Source organism: Achromobacter sp. 01N37 (assembly GCF_056399725.1).
In genome coordinates this window covers 193,891-210,120 of record NZ_JBFTRX010000011.1, presented here as the reverse complement: position 1 = coordinate 210,120, position 16,230 = coordinate 193,891, and the positions used below count along the sequence as shown (strand labels likewise).

Here is a 16,230-nt window from a genome sequence, read left to right as displayed (position 1 = left end):
AACCCTTGATCAACATCACCAGCCAAGCCCAAGACTATAGCACGATTTTTGCAGATTGTGCAACTGGCTTTTGCCTAATTTGCTGCAATCCTTGCAATAACCGCTTGGCTCTCATTTCTGATCGCTTCGCGGCAGACCTGGCTCGTTTCTCCTTTTGGAGACCCTCGTTCGGCCTGTTGCGCTTGCCTTGCCTTCGCGGTTCAAAACTGTCTGAACTGCGAAGGAGCGAGACTATAGCACAAGTTTTTGCACTGTCATGTCCATGCAGCAAATATTTCTACTCACCCGCCCTGCCGCCTAACAGGCCAACGCCCCTCTATATATAGAGAGGTCCTCGACCAAGCACTTCTCTCTATATATAGAGGGGCGAATTTTGACCGGCCCATCGGCAGTGACACCTACCAGCGCATGTAGTCTGCATCCCGCATGCGGCTAAGCTCGCGATGCAGGGTGGTTTCGTTCACCAGCCAGTCCGGCACGCCGATGTCTTGCATGATGTGCGGGTCCATATCGGCGGCCTGGTTGCGCATCCGCGCCTTAATTCGCCATTGACGGACCGCAGCAACCAGCTTGCCCAGCAGTCCACCCATCGCGCGCGGCTTATGCGGGGCATCCGCCACCACCGCCACCGGGGCGGGCGCTGCTGGTGACGCAAACACTTGCTGGGAAGGCTTGGCGGCAGACTCAAATAGAGAGGAAGAGGCACTGCAAGTATGGGCAGACATGATCGGCTCCTTGGTTTCCGACGTTTTGGTTAGCGTAATCGCCCAATACCAGGCTGAAAATCGAATTGTTTTTGGACTATTGGTCAGCTAAGCTAACCGAATTGATTTTTCTCCTGAAAAGCCCGTCATGCGCTTGCCTCTGAATACCCTGCCCGCCTTCCGCGCCGTCGCCGAATTACAGAATTTGCGCGCCGCAGCCGATCGGCTGCACCTGACACACAGCGCCGTGAGCCAGCAGATCAAAGGCCTTGAGGAGCAATTGGGCTTCCCTTTGTTTGAACGCAGCGGGCGCGGGATTGTGCTGAACAGCGCGGGCGCCGCACTGCTGTGCAGTGTGCAAAGCGCCCTATCGTTGCTGGACGAAGGGGTGATGGCCGCAGCCGCGGCGGCCACCGGCAGCGAACAGCGCCTGCGCGTGTCGGTCCTGCCCTCTTTTGCGCAACGCTGGCTCTTGCCGCGAATGAGCCGGTGGCGCATTCGGAATCCCGGGGTGTCGCTGGAGATTGAAACGTCGCAGCAAGTCGTGGACTTGGTGCGCGATGGATTTCATGCGGCGCTTCGGTTTGGACGCGGTCCGTGGGCGGGCACCGAGTCCGAACCGCTATTTGACATGCCGTTACCCCTGATCGCGCTGGCCTCACCGGAAACCGCGGCTGCGCTTGAAGACCATACGCCCGAAACCCTGGCGCGTCAGCCCTTGTTAGGCGAACGCGAGATGTGGCAGCACTGGTTCAATGCGGCGGGTGTGCGCACGCCGGTCACGCCGGTGGCGACCTTCAACGATGCGGGGATGATGCTGCAAGCCGCCGAACAGGGGCTGGGCATCACGCTGGGGCGCGAACTCCTTGCCGCGGACGCGCTGTGCGCAGGCAGATTGGTGCGGATATCGCCGATGAGCGTGCATTACGAACAGGCGCAGACCTATCACCTGGTCTACCCGCCCAGCCTGCGCGACTGGGCGCCGCTGGTGGCGCTGAAGCAATGGCTGCACGAAGAGCTGGAATTGTCCCGCTGCGCGCTGGTCACGACGCAGCCGGAATCCGACGCCTAGACGGCGCCGGGCAAAAAAAAGGTAAAGCAGCTTGCGCTCCTTTACCTCTACCCAAAACACGGCGCCCGGCGGGAGCCTTCCCCACAAACCAGGATTCGCTTCGCTCGAAGGGCCTGGCGGACGCCGAGACGGCGGCAGCAAAAACGTGCGGGTTCAGGCCGCCTTGCGTGCCGTGGGCTTCGCGGGCTGCATGGAATCCGTTTCGTTGAAACGCTGGTGCCAGGAAAATGCCTCTTCCAGCAGATGGGGCGTTTGGCCGCCGCGCTGGCAGGCGCGGTCGAAATAGTCTTGCAGCGCGGCGCGATAAGACGGGTGCACGCAGTTCTGGATGATGGCGCGGGCGCGTTCGCGCGGCGCCAAGCCACGCAGGTCGGCCAAGCCGCATTCGGTGACCAGCACATCCACATCGTGCTCGGTGTGATCCACATGGGACACCATTGGCACCACGCTGGAGATGTCGCCGTTCTTGGCCATGGATTTCGACACGAAGATCGCCAGATGCGCATTGCGCGCGAAGTCGCCCGACCCGCCGATGCCATTCATCATGTGCGTGCCACCCACGTGCGTGGAATTCACGTTGCCGTAAATATCGAATTCCAACGCCGTGTTGATGGCGATGATGCCCAGACGGCGCACAAGCTCGGGCGCATTGCTGATTTCCTGCGGCCGCAGCACGATGCGTTCGCGGTAGTGCTCCATGTTGGCCAGGATCTTGTCGTACACGGGCTTGGACACCGTGATCGACGAGGCCGACGCGAACGCGAGCTTGCCCTGGTCCAGCAATTCGATCGCGCTGTCTTGCAGCACTTCGGAGTACATCGTCAGGTTATCGAAGTCCGAAGACTCAAAGCCATGCAGCACCGCGTTGGCGATCGTGCCGATGCCCGCCTGCAATGGCAGCAGCGCGTTGGTCAGGCGGCCCGCGTCCACTTCGCCCCGCAGGAACGTATTGATGTGGCCGGCGATGGCGTTGGTTTCATCATCCGGCGGCAAGGCGTTGGACGGGCTGTCCGGCTCATGCGTGATGACGATGGCAGCGATCTTCTCGGGGTCAACTTCGATAAACGGCTGGCCAATACGTTGATCGACCGACACCAAACCAATCGGCTGGCGCGCCGGGCGGTCGGCCGGCACGTAGATATCGTGCAGGCCTTCGATGGCGGCCGGCACGCCCATGTTCAATTCGATGATGATTTTGTCCGCCTGCTGCGCGAACGATGCCGAGTTGCCGACCGACATCGTCGGCACGATGGCGCCGGTTTCGGTAATGGCGGCCGCCTCGATAATGGCGACGTTGATCCGGCCCAGATGACCCGCGCGCAATTGCTCAACCGTTTCAGACAAGTGCTGGTCAATGAAGGCGATGTCGCCCTGGTTGATCTTGCGGCGCAGCGTCGTGTCGACCTGGAACGGCATGCGGCGCGCCAGAGCATTGGCCTGCGCCAGCATCTTGTCGGTGTCGTGGCCCAGCGACGCGCCCGTGATCAGCGTGATCGACAGCGGTTCGCGTTCGGCGCGGCTGGCCAAGGCCGCCGGCACCGACTTACAGTCCCCCGCGCGGGTGAAACCGCTCATGCCGACGGTCATGCCGTCCTGAACCAGCAATGCCGCCTGCTCGGCGGATGTGATCTTGGCGTGCAGCCCAGGGTGGCGAATACGGTCGAGATGCATGGTGTCTCCAAATTTAAAGGCCAACGGCTTGCGGCCGGGCGCGGCGATGCCGCCTGCGAGCCCGGGCGCCGTCTGTCGCGGCGTTTCCCGATATCCCGGTGCTGGCGTATGCCCGCCTCGGGATGAATTTTCGGCAGTATAGGAACGCCGGCTCAAATCTCGTAATGACTTAAAATCATTCAATCCAGTCGTTTTTTTCATTGATTGAGTGTTTTGCGCACGACGCGCCCAGGAGCCCGGACATGGATGTGCGTGCATTGCGATACTTCGTCGAGACGGTTCGGCATGCCAGCTTTACGCAGGCGGCGAAGGCCTTGTTCGTTACGCAGTCCACCGTCAGCAAGATGATTCGCCAGCTGGAAGAAGAAGCCGGCACGCCGCTGCTGATCCGCGACGGGCACACCGCCCGCCCGACCGATACCGGACGCGTGATGTACCAGCGCGGGCTGCAAGTGCTGGAGACCATGCGGCAGCTGTCCGAGGAATTGCGCCAGACCGCCGACCTGCATCGCGGCGCGCTGGAAGTCGGCATTCCGCCGATGATCAATCTGCTGTTCACGCCGGTTGTAAAGCGATTCCGCGAGCTGCACCCCGGCATCCATCTGACGCTGCGCGAAGGCACGGGCCAGGCGGTTGAAGGCCTGGTGGCCAGCGGCGAACTGGAAGTCGGCGCCACGATTCTGCCCATTGCGGCCGATAGCGGCCTGACGGCGCAGGCGTTCGGCAGTTATCCGATTTGGGTGATCGGCCCGCCCGACGCCCCCTGGGCCGGGAAGACGTCGCTCCCCTTGAGCGCCCTGCGCGACACGCGGCTGCTGATTCCCACCGATGACTTCGCCATCACGCGACGCTTGCGCCAGGCCTTTGCCGACGCCGGGTTTCAACCCAGCATCGCGGCACAAAGCGCGCATTGGGACTTTTTGGTGGCGATGGCATCTGCCGGGCTCGGCGTTGCGCTCTTGCCCGAGCCGCTGATGCAGCGCATGAAGACGCGGGGACTCAGCACCGCGAAGCTGGCCAAGTCGGGCATGCAGTGGGAAGTGGGTCATATCTGGCTGCAATCGGGCTATCTGTCGTTTGCCGCCCGTGCCTGGCTGGACGTCTGTGATTCGGTGCTGGGAAAACCTAAAAAAGCCCTGCCCCGAGGCCCCGTCGCCTGAACTCAGTTGAATCCAAACGTTGGCGGCGTAAACGTGGATTTCGGGCGGCCGCGCCACTTGGCGGCCATGCCCCCATGGCCAACGATCCGGCCCTTTTTCCACCCCCGGCGCATCGGGGCAATACGCCTCCCTACCGGTGCAAAAAAACAGGGGACAAAGCACTAGTTTTTGTTGCAACGGATGGGTCGCAGGCGCGTTATGCTGCCGCCTCGACGCGAGTGCCTCGCCCTTAGAAAATGACCCAGATCAGCCACCCCTTGCTCTTACGCGCCCGCCGCATCCGCACGCCCAATTTCGCCGCAATGCTTGCGGCGTTGTTCCTGGCGCTCTGTATGTTGCCGGCGTTTGCGGCGCCGCCCGCCACGCCCGCCGATACGGAAACCGTGCTGGCTGCCGCCCGCAAGCAAATCGACGACATCCGCAAGCGCGTTGCGGACGAAACCGACGACGCCACGTTGATGCAGCAACGCAGCGACGCGCTCGATATTCAATCCAAGGCGGACGCGGCCAGCGACGCGCTGACGCCGCAACTGGCCAGCGTGACGGCCAGGCTCAGTGAATTGGGTTCGCCCCCGGAAGGCGCCAAGGAAGCGCCTGATGTTGCCGCCCAGCGCACGCAGCTGGAGAAAAACAGCCGCGCGCTGGACGCGCAGATCAAACTGGCACGCTTGCTGTCCGTGGATGCCGCGCAGACCGCCGAACAAGTGTCGGCGCAACGCCGCAAGCAATTCCAGGCGCGCTTGGGCGAACGCCGCGATTCATTCCTGTCCAGCCAGTTCTGGAAGGAATTCCGCGAAGAATTTCCCAGTGACCTCGAACGGCTGGAAGCGTTGGGCACCGACTTGTCGACCGCCGTTGGCCAGACGCCGAAATGGGGCTGGCTATTGCTGCTGGCCGCCGCGGCAGGCGTGATTGCGCTGCGCGTCTGGATCGGCCGGTTTATCTTGCGTCTGACCGCAACGCGGGTTCCGCCCGGCCGGTTGCGCCGCTCGTTCCTGGCGGTGGCGCAAGTGGTGCTGTCGGTCGCCACGCCCGGCCTGGTGGCCCTGCTGATTCAGACCGGCCTGGACTGGAATTCCCAGCTTTCGGACAACACCTCCGCGCTGCTCGTGACGCTGGTGGCCACGGTGTGTTTTGGCGGGTATGTGTCCGGGATGGGCAATGCGCTGCTGTCGACGCATCGCCCGTCGTGGCGCCTGCCGCCCATCAGCGATGCCGTCGCCACGCGGCTGCGCTGGCTGCCTAATTTGCTGGGCACGCTGGTGGTGATGATCTGGCTGGCGGAACGCCTGCCCGTGTTGTTGAACGCCAGCCTGACCACAACGATTACGCTGACCGGCATCGTCGCCGTGCTGATCATGGCGACGATGGGCGCCGTGTTGTCCATCAGCCGCCGGCTGCGGCGCCAGAGCATTCAGGAAAACGACGCGCCGGTGCCCTTCTGGATTTCGCTGCTGCTGGGCGCCGTCTGGACCGTGCTGATCCTGGGGCTGGCGAGCCTGCTGGCGGGCTATGTAGCGTTTGGCGCTTTCCTGGCCAAGCAAGTGCTGTGGGTGCTGATCATTCTGGCCTCCGCCTACCTGCTGTCCACGCTGATCGAAGACGGTTTCAGCACGCTGCTGGGCACGTCGCACCGCGAAGGCGATACCGAAGGCCCGAGCCTGCGCGATCAGGCAGCCGTGCTGTTGTCAGGCCTGGGCCGAGTCGCCGTGGGTCTCTTGACGATCATCCTGCTGCTGGCCCCGTTCGGCGAAGGGCCGATGGACCTGATCCAGCGCTTCGACCAGTTGCGCAAAGGCCTGGCGATTGGTGAAGCGCAGATCCGCCCCGGCGCGGTATTGCAGGCGCTGATTGTGCTGGCCTTGTCGCTGCTGAGCGTGAAGATGCTCAAGCGCTGGTTGTCGAACCGCTATCTGCCCACGACCGAGCTGGACCCGGGCATGCAGTTGTCGGCCGCCACGCTGTTCGGCTATGCGGGCTTTGTCATCGCGTTTGCCTTGTCGCTGTCAGCGGCAGGCATCGGCCTGGAGCGCGTGGCGTGGATTGCCAGCGCGCTGTCGGTGGGTATTGGTTTTGGCTTGCAAGCGGTGGTGCAGAACTTTGTGTCGGGCCTGATCCTGCTGGCCGAACGCCCCGTCAAAGTGGGCGACTGGGTATCGCTGGGCGGCGTCGAAGGCGACATTCTGCGCATCAACGTGCGCGCCACCGAGATCCAGATGGGCGACCGCTCGACCGTGATCGTGCCGAACTCTGAATTCGTGACGAAGACGGTGCGCAACGTGACGCGGTCCAATCCGCTGGGCCTGGTGCAGATCAAGCTGCCGCTGCCGCTATCGACCGATGCCGAGCAGGTGCGTGAGCTGATCTTGCAGGCGTTTGGTGACCACGAGGACGTGCTGGACACGCCCGCCCCCAATGTGTTCCTGGACGGCATCGAGAACGGCCACCTGATCTTCAACGCCAAGGGCTATGTGTCGTCGCCGCGCGCCGCTTATGGCGTGCGCAGCGCGCTGCTGTTCACCGTGCTCAAGCGCCTGAACGATGCTGGGCTGGAGGTGTCGTCGCCGCCCACCATGTTGCTGGCTTCCGCGCCGCAGGCCGTCGGGGTTGCCCCTAGCGGGGTTGCCCCAAGCGGGGTCGCCCCAAGCGGGGTCGCCCCAAGCGGGGACGCCCCACGCGGGGATGCCCCACGCGGGGACGCCCCCGGCGGAGTCGCGCCGCCGGCCTCCAGCTGATCAAGGGCGTGGCTTAGCCCGGCGAATACAGGTCCGCAAACTTCTGGCGGTCCAGACGCGGATTGCGCAGGGGCGGCGACGCCAGCGCCGTGGTTTGCGCCGCCTGCACCGGGTAGGCCTGCACCGGCGCCACCGTGACAGGCAACTGCGCTTGTGACTGCAATTGTGACTGCAATTGCGGCTGCCCCTGTGGCTGCACTCGCGACTGCAATTGCACGGGCGCGGCTGGGACGCCAGCGGCGGTCGACGTCGGCGCGGATTGCGCAACCGCCGTGGTGTCAAAGCGATGATCGGCCGTCGTCAGCGCGGGATTCGTACACAGCCCTTGCGCCACCAACGCGGCCTTGGTGCGGTCGTCGGTCTGGCACAGGATATCGATGGCCGCCGTCTCCAGACGGCGAGAACGGTCGGCGTCCTTCGTGGACGCGGCCGCCTGCATCGTGCGCTCGAAGTTGCGCCGCAAGCTGCATTTCTGGTCTTCGATCGGAATGGCGATGTTCATCCCGAACCCCACCACAGAACCGCCACCGCCGGCGGACACCATGCAGCTGTCCGACGAGAACGATCCATAAAAGCTCTGCCCGCCCACCGGCGGCACCGTCTTTACGGTGCTGGAACCGCTGTTATTGGAATTCAGCGTAATGCCCTGGTTGTTGCCGGCATTGGTCGAGCCCGACGACGCGGACGTCGTGGAACTGGAATTGCTGGTCTGCGCCATGGCCGTGCAGGCCGCAAGCGACAGAGAGACTGCAAGCACTATGTTCTTCATGATGTCCCCTCGCCCGGACGGCCGAAGCCGTCCGGATAATTGGGTCAGCGATTGAAGCCACCAATGTGGCCCATCGAGCCGACACCGCCAATCGCCCCAAACGCACCAATGTTGGCCGACGCGAACGTGCCCGAGGCCGATGCCTTGGTTTCCGTCTGGCCGAACGAGGCGCCGCCGTTGGCGATGCTGTCGCCCACCATGATCGGCGCATTGCCCGACACGTGGCCGTAGGTTTCGCTGGTGGCGTACTGCCGCGTGCTGGTCACGACCGTGGTGCCGTCCCGGTTGAACGTCCCGCCCACTTGCGCGACGCCGCCCGTTTCACCAAACGAAGTCTGGCTGGACGAGCCATAGCCGTTGACCTGAGTGGCTACGACCGAACTGCCGTTGGAGATGGACGAGGCCGTGCCATTGATCGTGCCGGCGTGGCCGGTGACAGACACGGACGGACCGCTTGGTCCACTGGCGTAGGCCGACGCGGCAAACAATGACAACGCTGCGACTGCTGCGAGCTTTTTCATTTGAGCTCCTCCTGATCCGTTTGAAGCGGATGCACAGGTGCCGGTGGCCGACCGGCGCGGACCGCTACGTCCTTGCTGCGCGCCTGACAACGACGTTGGGCGTGGGACTTTCGTATTGGTACGGAATGATTGCTCCGTCCTAGGCACGTCGGTATCGGCTAAACGGGGGACCGCGTCTTTGTGGGCTAGAGACATATGTAAAACATGCAGCGAAAAAGACGAGCACGCTGTCGCCACGCCATGCGTATGGCGGATGAAAGGCGCAGAGGATGCGCGCCGCGCAAGCGTGCGGTTCAACTTTATGGATGGGGAGATGGCCCGTGCGCTCGGACAAGGCGGCTAGCGCACATGCCGGCGGGCAAGCCGTTGATGGCCTTTAGACTTACTGTCAGCCTTGCTGCCGGGACGCCACGCGAAAGAACTGAGCGGCCTCACGCCGCGCCAGCCACAAGTCGCCCGCCACCAAGAGCAGCAGGAAGCCGCATTCGGCCAAATCAAGGTCAGCCAGCACGTGATAGCTGGCCAACAACACGATGCCCAAGGTGGCGGTCAACCACGCCGGCCACGCAGACGGCAGCCCACGCAGGGGCGCGCGAACGCCGCGGCTCCAGCTCAGCCATGCCATCAGCGGCAGGCACAGCATCGACAAGGGAATGTAGATGGCGATGGCGGACAGCACGACCACCACGCTGAATTGCGTGTGCAGCGACAAGGCCAGGAAAGCGATCACGCCAATGGCGGCGTACCAGAGCAGGCGAACAGCAATAAGACGAGTCAAGGTTACGGCTCGAGGGGTCATCGGACAGGCTGGATTTGGAATTTTCAGCCATACTACTCCGGCCGGTCAGGACCACCCTGGCCCCAATTAATTGGAGACACCGTCATGATCCAGGAGATTGCCAGCATCCATGTCCGCGAAGGCCAGGAAGCGCTGTTCGAAGCAGGTGTTGCGCAGGCCAAGCCGCTATTCTTGCGCGCGCGCGGCTGCCACGGCATGGAGCTGTACCGCAGCATTGAACAGCCGCAGCGCTACACGCTGGTCGTTGACTGGGAAACCGTGGAAAACCACATGGTGGATTTCCGTGAATCGGCCGACTTCCAGGAATGGCGCAAGCTGGTGGCGGGCTTTTTCGTCGAACCACCGCAAGTTCATCACGAACAGAAAGTGATCTGACGGCTACGCATCTGCGGGCGGATCGTTGTACTTGCGCGCGCTGCCCGCAAACCGGTCCGCCGGATATTTCTGCGCATTCTTCACCATCTTGCTCGACACCGCCGCGGCAATGTCGACGCCCAACTGATCGGCCAACGCCACCAGATACATCTGCACGTCGGCGATCTCATCGGCCGCATCAGCCAGGCGTTCCGGCGTCAACTTGCGCGACTCTGCCTCGGTCAGCCATTGGAACAGCGACACCAGTTCGCCTGCCTCTCCCGACAAGGCCATGGCCAAGTTTTTGGGCGAATGAAAGGGCTGCCAATCGCGTTCGGCAGTGAAGGCCCGCAAAGCAAGTTTGATCTGTTCAAGGTCGGACATGAACGCTTCCCGAAAAACCAAAGCAACCGGCGAAGGGAATCAGCCTTCACCCGCCGCCAGACGCGAATGGGCGGCCAGCGCCACCGCTACCGTGGTGCGCACGTCGGCTAACGCGCGGTGAGTCGGATTGGATGCGCCCACATGGCGCGCCAGGATTTCCAGCTTGTGCGACGGCAGCTCCGGCCAGGCATGCCGCGCCAAGGCCAGCGTGCAATGCGTGGGGTTGGCAAACGGCAGGCCGGTGCGATCGGCTGCGGCACCCAGGAACCGCCGGTCAAACGACGCATTGTGAAAAAACACGGGCAGGTCTTCGACGAACTCAAGAAACGACGAAAACGCCTGCACCACCGGCACGCCGTGGCGATCGACTTCCGCTTGGGTAATGCCGGTCAGCCGCGTGATGAAAGGCGGCACCGGAGACATCGTGCGAACCACCTGCGTGTATTCGCGCGCCAACGTGCCGCACGTTTCAACACGCACCGCCGCGAACTCCAGGATTTCGCAAGTGGCCGTGGACAGGCCGGTGGTTTCCAAGTCGGCCACGATGAACGGGCCGCGCAGGGCTTGCAACGCAGACGCCAGTGCCACGGACGCTTGGGTTCGGGCGCCAGTACTGCGGCTGCTGGTTGCGCGCGGACGCGTGACGCCGGGCGCGAGCGTTGCCGTTACGCCGGGTGTGCGCGGACGCCGGTTGTAGAACGTCACGGTGTTAAGACGCCGCGTGCAGCGGCGCAAAACGCGCCGAGCCATCCGCCAGCTTGCCGAAGAACAGCGTTGCGGGGCGCACCCACAAGCCGCGCTCGTGCGGCCACAGATGTTCGTACACCACCATCGACTCTTCGGTTTCAGAATGGCGGGCGGTGCCCACATACAGGTACAGGCCGCCTTTGTAATGGCGGTGCGAGGCGAGAGCCAGGGCTTCGGATTCAGTCATGGACGGGGTGCCACAAATAACGTGGCCCGGGCGGGAAGGTTCCGGCCCAGGCCTGGGGTTCAGACAATACCGTCTTTATAGCGCACTCGCGCGGGTCCGATACGGCAGCCCTCAGTACCGCACATACTCCAGCACCGGCTTGGGCGGCAGCGGCGTATTGGCCGCCGGCCTTGCGCGCACCGTGGCCGTCACCGGCTTGACGAAGCCGACATGCTGGCGCGCCGCCTGGGTATCCGCGGCCTCTTGCGTGGCCCGCAACGTCTGCGCGGCCTCGGCAGTCATCTGCGTGATGTCTTCGGTAACGTCGCCCAGCTTGGCGGACTGGGCGAGTGACACATTCACCACTTCCGCCATGATCTCCGTGACGCGGCGCGACGACGCCACGATGTCTTCCATCGTCGCCCCTGCCGACTGCACCTGGCCCGCACCGCTTTCAATTTGCTCAACCGACGTCGTGATCAGCCCCTTGATTTCCTTGGCGGCGGCGGCGCTGTTCTGCGCCAGGCTGCGCACCTCGGCAGCCACCACGGCAAAGCCCTTGCCATGCGTGCCTGCGCGGGCGGCCTCGACCGCGGCGTTCAGCGCCAGGATGTTCGTCTGAAAAGCGATGCCGTCCATGACGCCGATGATCTCGGAGATGCGGCGCGAGCTTTCGGTAATGGCGCCCATCGTCTGCACCACGCCTTTCACGGTCTTGCCGCCTTGTTCGGCCACCTGGCTGGCGTCCAGCGCCAGCGCGTTGGCCTGGCTGGCGCGTTCGGCGTTTTCCGTCAGCCCCTGCACGGCCACCCGCAAGGTTTGCGCCGCGGTGAAGCGTTTGGTGATGTCAGTGGCGTACTTCACGACTTTGAAGGGCCGGCCCTCGGCGTCGAAGATGGGGTTATAGCTGGCTTCGATCCAGACCTGCCTGCCGCCCTTGCCGATGCGCAGGTACTGCCCAGTGTCGTATTCGCCGCTGCGCAGCTTGCGCCAGAATTCCTTGTACGCCGCGCCGCGCGCTTCTTCCGGCCGCACGAACATGCTGTGATGGCGCCCTTCGACTTCCTCGGCCTGATACCCCACTGCGTTCAGGAACAGATCATTGGCGCGGATGATCGTGCCATCGAGCTCAAACTCGATAATCGCCTGCACCTTTGAAATGGCGGCGAGCTGGCCTTCGGTATCGGCCTGCCGCTGCTGCTGTTCAGTGATGTCGGTGGCGTACTTGACCACTTTGAGCGGCCGGCCGCGCTTATCGAAAATAGGGTTATACGAGGCTTGCAGCCAAACATCGCGGCCATCGGAACGGACCCGGCGATATCGCCCCGCGTCATAGGCGCCCTGCCCCAGCTTGTGCCAGAACGCCGCGTACTCAGCGGATTCGCGTTCTTCGGGGTTGACGAACATGCAGTGGTGCTGGCCTACGACCTCGTCCAGGGAATAACCCATGGTGTCCAGAAAGTTCTGGTTGGCCATCAGCACATGGCCTTGAAGATCGAATTCGATCACGGCTTGCGCCTTGTGAATCGCTTCGATCTGGCCGTAGAGTTCGGCCTTCGGCATTTCGCGGTCTCCGCGAAACAGCCGGCGTAGAGTGATCCATTGCATGGTGGCATCTCCTGCCAAGGATGGGACGACGTGGCTGACAAAAATCGGCAAGCGAAATAGTCAAAACAGAACCGCTGGCGCGTCCCAAGCGTAGGCAGTGCATGCCGCGCCGCATGCATCGCTACCTGCTGGTCCGTTGCCAATGCGGTAACGGCAGGCTGGAAAAAAACATAAGCACTTCTGAATGTATCCAGTCGAAAATATTTAATCCTAAAAACGGGTGTTTCTCAACATTTTCCCGATAGCCATGACAAAAAATTAATGATTCAGAAATTATTCAACTTCCGCTTGGAGTCATGGCCGCCACGTTAATCAGGGTTAATACGAAGCCTGCTACGGCATTTTCAGAAAAGTGATTACGTGGTCACATTTGCGCGCAGCAAATGACCCTATTATTTAATGCGCTGAAAATAATTCGAGACGCATCTTGCGGCATATCGCGCGACCTCATCAGCGCGACCCCATCATTACGCCGGCATTACGCATCCGTCACGCATCCGTCACGCATCCGTCACGCCGCATCCAGTTCCCGATACTGGCGGAAGATGCCGTCACCAAAGGCCAGGCGTCGGTCGCTGGAAAAATAGGGCTGCAACACTGGCAACTGCGCCACGCGCGCATGCAGCGCCATGACATTCGGATAATGCGAGGCGACCGTCCCCATGCGCTTGGGAAAGGCGTAGAGCAAACCATCAACCAGATGAAAGAGCGACAGGTCCACATACGTCCAGCGCTCACCACCCGCCAGCCAGGCGTCTGGCCCCGTCAGCACGCGTTCGAAATACCCCAGGAATTTCGGAATGCGCTCATCGCGAAACCCTCGCGCACGCTGCACCGCCGCTTCTTTCTGGTCTTCGTAATAGTCGTCGGCGGAAATGGGGTGATGGGTGTCATGCGCCTCGGTGACCATGTCGGCAATCGTCAATTGCAATTGATTCACCCAAAGCCGGCCTTCCAGGGAATCCGGCGCCAGCCCGTGTTTTTCACCCAGGAAATACAGGATGTTGGCGGTCTGGCCCAAGGTCATCTTGCCCGCCACCAGATAAGGCGGCGCAAAGGGCGGATGCGCGCGTGGCGATTGCATGTCGTCGATCAGCGTACGTTCCGTTGCGCCGGGTTCGCGCGCACGTTCGCGATACGGAATTCCGCCTGCTTCCAATGCCAGGCGCACGAACTCGCCTCGTCCGGTAATTCCGTCCCAATACCAAAGGTCGTAGGTCATGCCGTTCTCCTTGCGTGAGCCGAGGGCTACGCAAGAAACATACCGGCGTCGTCCTCTTGCCCGATGGCGGGTTGCTGGCCACGGGCCTGTTGATACTGCCTGGGAGATAGACCGAAGTGCGCACGAAAGTCGCGTGAAAAATGCGCGCCATCGGCAAAGCCGCAGTCCAGCGCAATCTGCGTGATGCTGGAAGGATTATTCAACAATAACCAGCTGCCGTATTCCAGCCGCAGTTGCCGCTGAAACGCCATGGGCGACATGCCGGTAGCCAGCCGAAAGGCGCGTTCCAATTGCCGGCGGCCCACGCCGACATACCGCGCAATGGCATCCAGCGGCGGCGGGTTGTCGATGCGCTGCTCGATGAAGTGCGCCGCCTGCCGCACGCGCAAGTCCTGAATGCCGGACAGATCCGTGCGGAAATGCGCCTGCGGCACGCGCCCCGGCCGCACGCCCTGAAGCATCATGTGCCGCATCGCCTGCTGCGCCTTGTCGCGCCCGCAATGCCGCGCCACCAGATACAAGGCCAAGTCGATTGCCGCCGTGGAGCCCGCGCAGGAAATCAGATCGCCTTCATCCACAAACAGCCGGTCGACCACCGCACGCGTTTGCGGGAAGCGTTCGCGAAACGCATCCAGCACATTCCAATGCACGCACACCGTGCGCGGGCCGATCACGTCGGCTTGCGCGAGCGCGAACGTACCCGTGCAGATGCCCAACAGCCGCACGCGCTGCGCGGCCGCCAGACGCAGCCAATCGCGCAGCGGTTCGGGCATGCGTCCGCTGATGTAGTCATTGCCGCCGCACACGGCGACGTAATCGAACTCGGCGGGATCGGCGGGCAGGCTGTCGGCGACATCGATGGTCAGCCCCGCACTTGAGCAACGCGGCTTGCCATCCCAGCTCATCACGCGCCACGCGGTATGGATCTGCCGGCTGCGTCCGCCGTGGTCGCCCGCCAGCCGCAACACATCTACCAAGCCGGCGAAAGCGGCCAGCGTGAATTGGTCCATCAGCACGATGCCGACGGTCAGTGCGGGTTTCCCCCGAGGCAAGTCCTCGGCGCCCTCTTCATAGGGAGACGTCGGAAAAGCAGGGGGTGTGGCGGCAGTCATGACGCAATTATTCAAGTTTTTGTCCCGCGCCTTCAAGCTCGTTTTCCCGGGGATCACCCAAGATGCAGTTATGGCAACGTCTTGGATCGTGCCGGCCACACGGACGGGCAGGACACGCCAATAAATCGACAAGGGGAATCCGACATGGCAACACCGAACCGCAGCGCACTGGGCGCCGCCTTGCTGGGCGCCGGGCTATTGCTGGCCACGCCAGCGATGGCGCAGCAGCAGAAGATCACCGTCGCCTGGTATGGCGGCAATTGGGGCGACGCCTTCCGCGCCTGCGTCGCCGACCCCTACACCAAGGCCACGGGCGTCACCGTGGTGCCGGAAGTGGGCACGTCGACCACCACGCTGGCCAAGCTGCAACAGCAGAAGAACGCGCCGACGATCGACGTCGCGTGGATGGACGGCGGCATTAGCGAACTGGCCGCGCAGGCGGGCGTGCTGGACACGTTGGAACCCGCCACGATTCCGAATCTGAAAAACGTCATCGACCAAGGCGTGTACCGCAATGGCGATGCGGCCTATGCCGTCAGCACCGGCTATTACTCGCTGGGCATCACCTACAACACCAAGGAAGTGCCGCAAGCGCCGACCAGCTGGAAAGACCTGTGGAAGCCTGAGTATGCCGGCGCCGTCGCCGTGCCCTCGCCTGCGAATTCGTCCGGCGTGCCGTTCATCTTCTTCCTGGCCCGCGTCTTCGCCATCGACCCCTCCAACCTGGCGCCGCTCTACACCAAGCTGGCCTCGCTGGACACGGCCTTGTTCTTCGATAGCTCGGGCGCAGCCAGCAACGCCTATCAAAGCGGCGAAGCCATCATTGGCGCGCATTTCAACGTGGGCGCATGGGACTTGATCGACAAGGGGCTGCCCATCGGCTTTGCCGTTCCCAAGGAAGGCGCGTGGGCCACCGACGCTCGCCTGCATCTGGTCAAGGGTGCGCCCAACGCGGCCGCCGCCAAGCAATTCATCAATACCGCATTGACCCCTGACGCCGCGGCGTGCCTGGCCACGCGCTTGTATCTGGGCCCCGCCGTCAAAGACGTGCAGGTGTCCCAGGACGTAGCCCGCAAGCTGCCGTGGGGCGCTGAAGGCTCGGTCAAGAACTTGAGCCTGTTCGATTGGAACCTCATCAACAGCCGCCGCGCTGAAGTGACCGATGCGTGGAACCGCCAGGTTGCCCGCAAGCGCTAGGCCGGGGTC

Annotated in this window: 16 protein-coding genes; 5 read left to right on the top strand and 11 right to left on the bottom strand. The window is 62.9% G+C overall.

Annotation, left to right across the window (positions count from 1 at the left end; all coding sequences use genetic code 11):
- Nucleotides 1–398: 398 nt before the first annotated feature.
- Nucleotides 399–725 carry a hypothetical protein gene (locus tag AC1DSJ_RS22095; RefSeq protein ID WP_441372147.1) on the bottom strand — a complete coding sequence of 109 codons (327 nt, stop codon included), beginning with the start codon at nucleotides 723–725 and terminating at the stop codon, nucleotides 399–401.
- A gap of 127 nt (nucleotides 726–852) precedes the next feature.
- Here AC1DSJ_RS22095 and AC1DSJ_RS22090 point away from each other — a divergent pair, with 127 nt between their 5' ends.
- On the top strand, nucleotides 853–1,776 hold the full coding sequence (locus AC1DSJ_RS22090) for a LysR substrate-binding domain-containing protein (protein WP_441372146.1): 924 nt from the start codon (nucleotides 853–855) through the stop codon (nucleotides 1,774–1,776).
- A 153-nt stretch (nucleotides 1,777–1,929) separates the two neighbouring features.
- Here the strand turns inward: AC1DSJ_RS22090 and AC1DSJ_RS22085 are convergent, their stop codons facing one another.
- Nucleotides 1,930–3,447, bottom strand: a complete 1,518-nt coding sequence (locus AC1DSJ_RS22085; RefSeq protein WP_441372145.1) for an acetyl-CoA hydrolase/transferase family protein — start codon at nucleotides 3,445–3,447, stop codon at nucleotides 1,930–1,932.
- A 242-nt stretch (nucleotides 3,448–3,689) separates the two neighbouring features.
- Between AC1DSJ_RS22085 and AC1DSJ_RS22080 the strand changes: the two genes are divergently transcribed.
- Both AC1DSJ_RS22080 and AC1DSJ_RS22075 read left to right on the top strand, forming a co-directional pair.
- On the top strand, nucleotides 3,690–4,607 hold the full coding sequence (locus AC1DSJ_RS22080; protein WP_342067529.1) for a LysR family transcriptional regulator: 918 nt from the start codon (nucleotides 3,690–3,692) through the stop codon (nucleotides 4,605–4,607).
- Between the two features lie 302 nt (nucleotides 4,608–4,909).
- Nucleotides 4,910–7,342: a DUF3772 domain-containing protein gene (locus AC1DSJ_RS22075; protein ID WP_441372149.1), complete on the top strand. Its 2,433-nt coding sequence runs from the start codon at nucleotides 4,910–4,912 to the stop codon at nucleotides 7,340–7,342.
- 13 nt (nucleotides 7,343–7,355) lie between these two features.
- Here the strand turns inward: AC1DSJ_RS22075 and AC1DSJ_RS22070 are convergent, their stop codons facing one another.
- The 3 genes from AC1DSJ_RS22070 to AC1DSJ_RS22060 all read right to left on the bottom strand — a co-directional run bounded on the left by AC1DSJ_RS22070 (nucleotide 7,356) and on the right by AC1DSJ_RS22060 (nucleotide 9,410).
- Nucleotides 7,356–8,111, bottom strand: a complete 756-nt coding sequence (locus AC1DSJ_RS22070) for a hypothetical protein (RefSeq protein WP_054427882.1) — start codon at nucleotides 8,109–8,111, stop codon at nucleotides 7,356–7,358.
- 44 nt (nucleotides 8,112–8,155) lie between these two features.
- A complete protein-coding gene (locus AC1DSJ_RS22065; RefSeq protein ID WP_054427883.1) occupies nucleotides 8,156–8,632 on the bottom strand; it encodes a hypothetical protein in 477 nt (158 codons plus the stop codon).
- A 388-nt stretch (nucleotides 8,633–9,020) separates the two neighbouring features.
- On the bottom strand, nucleotides 9,021–9,410 hold the full coding sequence (locus tag AC1DSJ_RS22060; RefSeq protein WP_254600732.1) for a hypothetical protein: 390 nt from the start codon (nucleotides 9,408–9,410) through the stop codon (nucleotides 9,021–9,023).
- A 105-nt stretch (nucleotides 9,411–9,515) separates the two neighbouring features.
- Here AC1DSJ_RS22060 and AC1DSJ_RS22055 point away from each other — a divergent pair, with 105 nt between their 5' ends.
- Nucleotides 9,516–9,806 (top strand): antibiotic biosynthesis monooxygenase family protein, encoded by a 291-nt coding sequence (locus AC1DSJ_RS22055; protein WP_020926874.1) that lies wholly within the window; start codon nucleotides 9,516–9,518, stop codon nucleotides 9,804–9,806.
- A gap of 3 nt (nucleotides 9,807–9,809) precedes the next feature.
- Here the strand turns inward: AC1DSJ_RS22055 and AC1DSJ_RS22050 are convergent, their stop codons facing one another.
- The 6 genes from AC1DSJ_RS22050 to AC1DSJ_RS22025 form a co-directional block, all read right to left on the bottom strand.
- Nucleotides 9,810–10,169, bottom strand: a complete 360-nt coding sequence (locus tag AC1DSJ_RS22050; protein WP_175171508.1) for a nucleotide pyrophosphohydrolase — start codon at nucleotides 10,167–10,169, stop codon at nucleotides 9,810–9,812.
- Nucleotides 10,170–10,208: 39 nt separating this feature from the next.
- On the bottom strand, nucleotides 10,209–10,757 hold the full coding sequence (locus AC1DSJ_RS22045) for a 3'-5' exonuclease (RefSeq protein WP_245636511.1): 549 nt from the start codon (nucleotides 10,755–10,757) through the stop codon (nucleotides 10,209–10,211).
- A gap of 121 nt (nucleotides 10,758–10,878) precedes the next feature.
- Nucleotides 10,879–11,103 (bottom strand): DUF1653 domain-containing protein, encoded by a 225-nt coding sequence (locus AC1DSJ_RS22040; protein WP_054427886.1) that lies wholly within the window; start codon nucleotides 11,101–11,103, stop codon nucleotides 10,879–10,881.
- Between the two features lie 111 nt (nucleotides 11,104–11,214).
- On the bottom strand, nucleotides 11,215–12,690 hold the full coding sequence (locus AC1DSJ_RS22035) for a methyl-accepting chemotaxis protein (RefSeq protein ID WP_054427887.1): 1,476 nt from the start codon (nucleotides 12,688–12,690) through the stop codon (nucleotides 11,215–11,217).
- A gap of 511 nt (nucleotides 12,691–13,201) precedes the next feature.
- Nucleotides 13,202–13,912 carry a glutathione S-transferase gene (locus AC1DSJ_RS22030; RefSeq protein WP_175171507.1) on the bottom strand — a complete coding sequence of 237 codons (711 nt, stop codon included), beginning with the start codon at nucleotides 13,910–13,912 and terminating at the stop codon, nucleotides 13,202–13,204.
- 26 nt (nucleotides 13,913–13,938) lie between these two features.
- Nucleotides 13,939–15,024, bottom strand: a complete 1,086-nt coding sequence (locus AC1DSJ_RS22025) for a GlxA family transcriptional regulator (RefSeq protein WP_054427889.1) — start codon at nucleotides 15,022–15,024, stop codon at nucleotides 13,939–13,941.
- Between the two features lie 144 nt (nucleotides 15,025–15,168).
- On the opposite strand from AC1DSJ_RS22025, the gene AC1DSJ_RS22020 reads away from it, so the two are divergent.
- The gene (locus AC1DSJ_RS22020) at nucleotides 15,169–16,221 is read left to right on the top strand and encodes an ABC transporter substrate-binding protein (RefSeq protein ID WP_441372144.1); all 1,053 of its coding nucleotides are present in this window, start codon (nucleotides 15,169–15,171) and stop codon (nucleotides 16,219–16,221) included.
- The last annotated feature ends 9 nt before the right edge of the window (nucleotides 16,222–16,230 follow it).

What these genes read in the sequence shown, in the direction of transcription:
- AC1DSJ_RS22095 (WP_441372147.1), bottom strand. Translation starts at nt 725, where the DNA reads ATGTCTGCCCATACTTGCAGTGCCTCTTCCTCTCTATTTGAGTCTGCC.
- AC1DSJ_RS22090 (WP_441372146.1), top strand. Translation starts at nt 853, where the DNA reads ATGCGCTTGCCTCTGAATACCCTGCCCGCCTTCCGCGCCGTCGCCGAA.
- AC1DSJ_RS22085 (WP_441372145.1), bottom strand. Translation starts at nt 3,447, where the DNA reads ATGCATCTCGACCGTATTCGCCACCCTGGGCTGCACGCCAAGATCACA.
- AC1DSJ_RS22080 (WP_342067529.1), top strand. Translation starts at nt 3,690, where the DNA reads ATGGATGTGCGTGCATTGCGATACTTCGTCGAGACGGTTCGGCATGCC.
- AC1DSJ_RS22075 (WP_441372149.1), top strand. Translation starts at nt 4,910, where the DNA reads ATGCTTGCGGCGTTGTTCCTGGCGCTCTGTATGTTGCCGGCGTTTGCG.
- AC1DSJ_RS22070 (WP_054427882.1), bottom strand. Translation starts at nt 8,111, where the DNA reads ATGAAGAACATAGTGCTTGCAGTCTCTCTGTCGCTTGCGGCCTGCACG.
- AC1DSJ_RS22065 (WP_054427883.1), bottom strand. Translation starts at nt 8,632, where the DNA reads ATGAAAAAGCTCGCAGCAGTCGCAGCGTTGTCATTGTTTGCCGCGTCG.
- AC1DSJ_RS22055 (WP_020926874.1), top strand. Translation starts at nt 9,516, where the DNA reads ATGATCCAGGAGATTGCCAGCATCCATGTCCGCGAAGGCCAGGAAGCG.
- AC1DSJ_RS22050 (WP_175171508.1), bottom strand. Translation starts at nt 10,169, where the DNA reads ATGTCCGACCTTGAACAGATCAAACTTGCTTTGCGGGCCTTCACTGCC.
- AC1DSJ_RS22040 (WP_054427886.1), bottom strand. Translation starts at nt 11,103, where the DNA reads ATGACTGAATCCGAAGCCCTGGCTCTCGCCTCGCACCGCCATTACAAA.
- AC1DSJ_RS22035 (WP_054427887.1), bottom strand. Translation starts at nt 12,690, where the DNA reads ATGCAATGGATCACTCTACGCCGGCTGTTTCGCGGAGACCGCGAAATG.
- AC1DSJ_RS22030 (WP_175171507.1), bottom strand. Translation starts at nt 13,912, where the DNA reads ATGACCTACGACCTTTGGTATTGGGACGGAATTACCGGACGAGGCGAG.
- AC1DSJ_RS22025 (WP_054427889.1), bottom strand. Translation starts at nt 15,024, where the DNA reads ATGACTGCCGCCACACCCCCTGCTTTTCCGACGTCTCCCTATGAAGAG.
- AC1DSJ_RS22020 (WP_441372144.1), top strand. Translation starts at nt 15,169, where the DNA reads ATGGCAACACCGAACCGCAGCGCACTGGGCGCCGCCTTGCTGGGCGCC.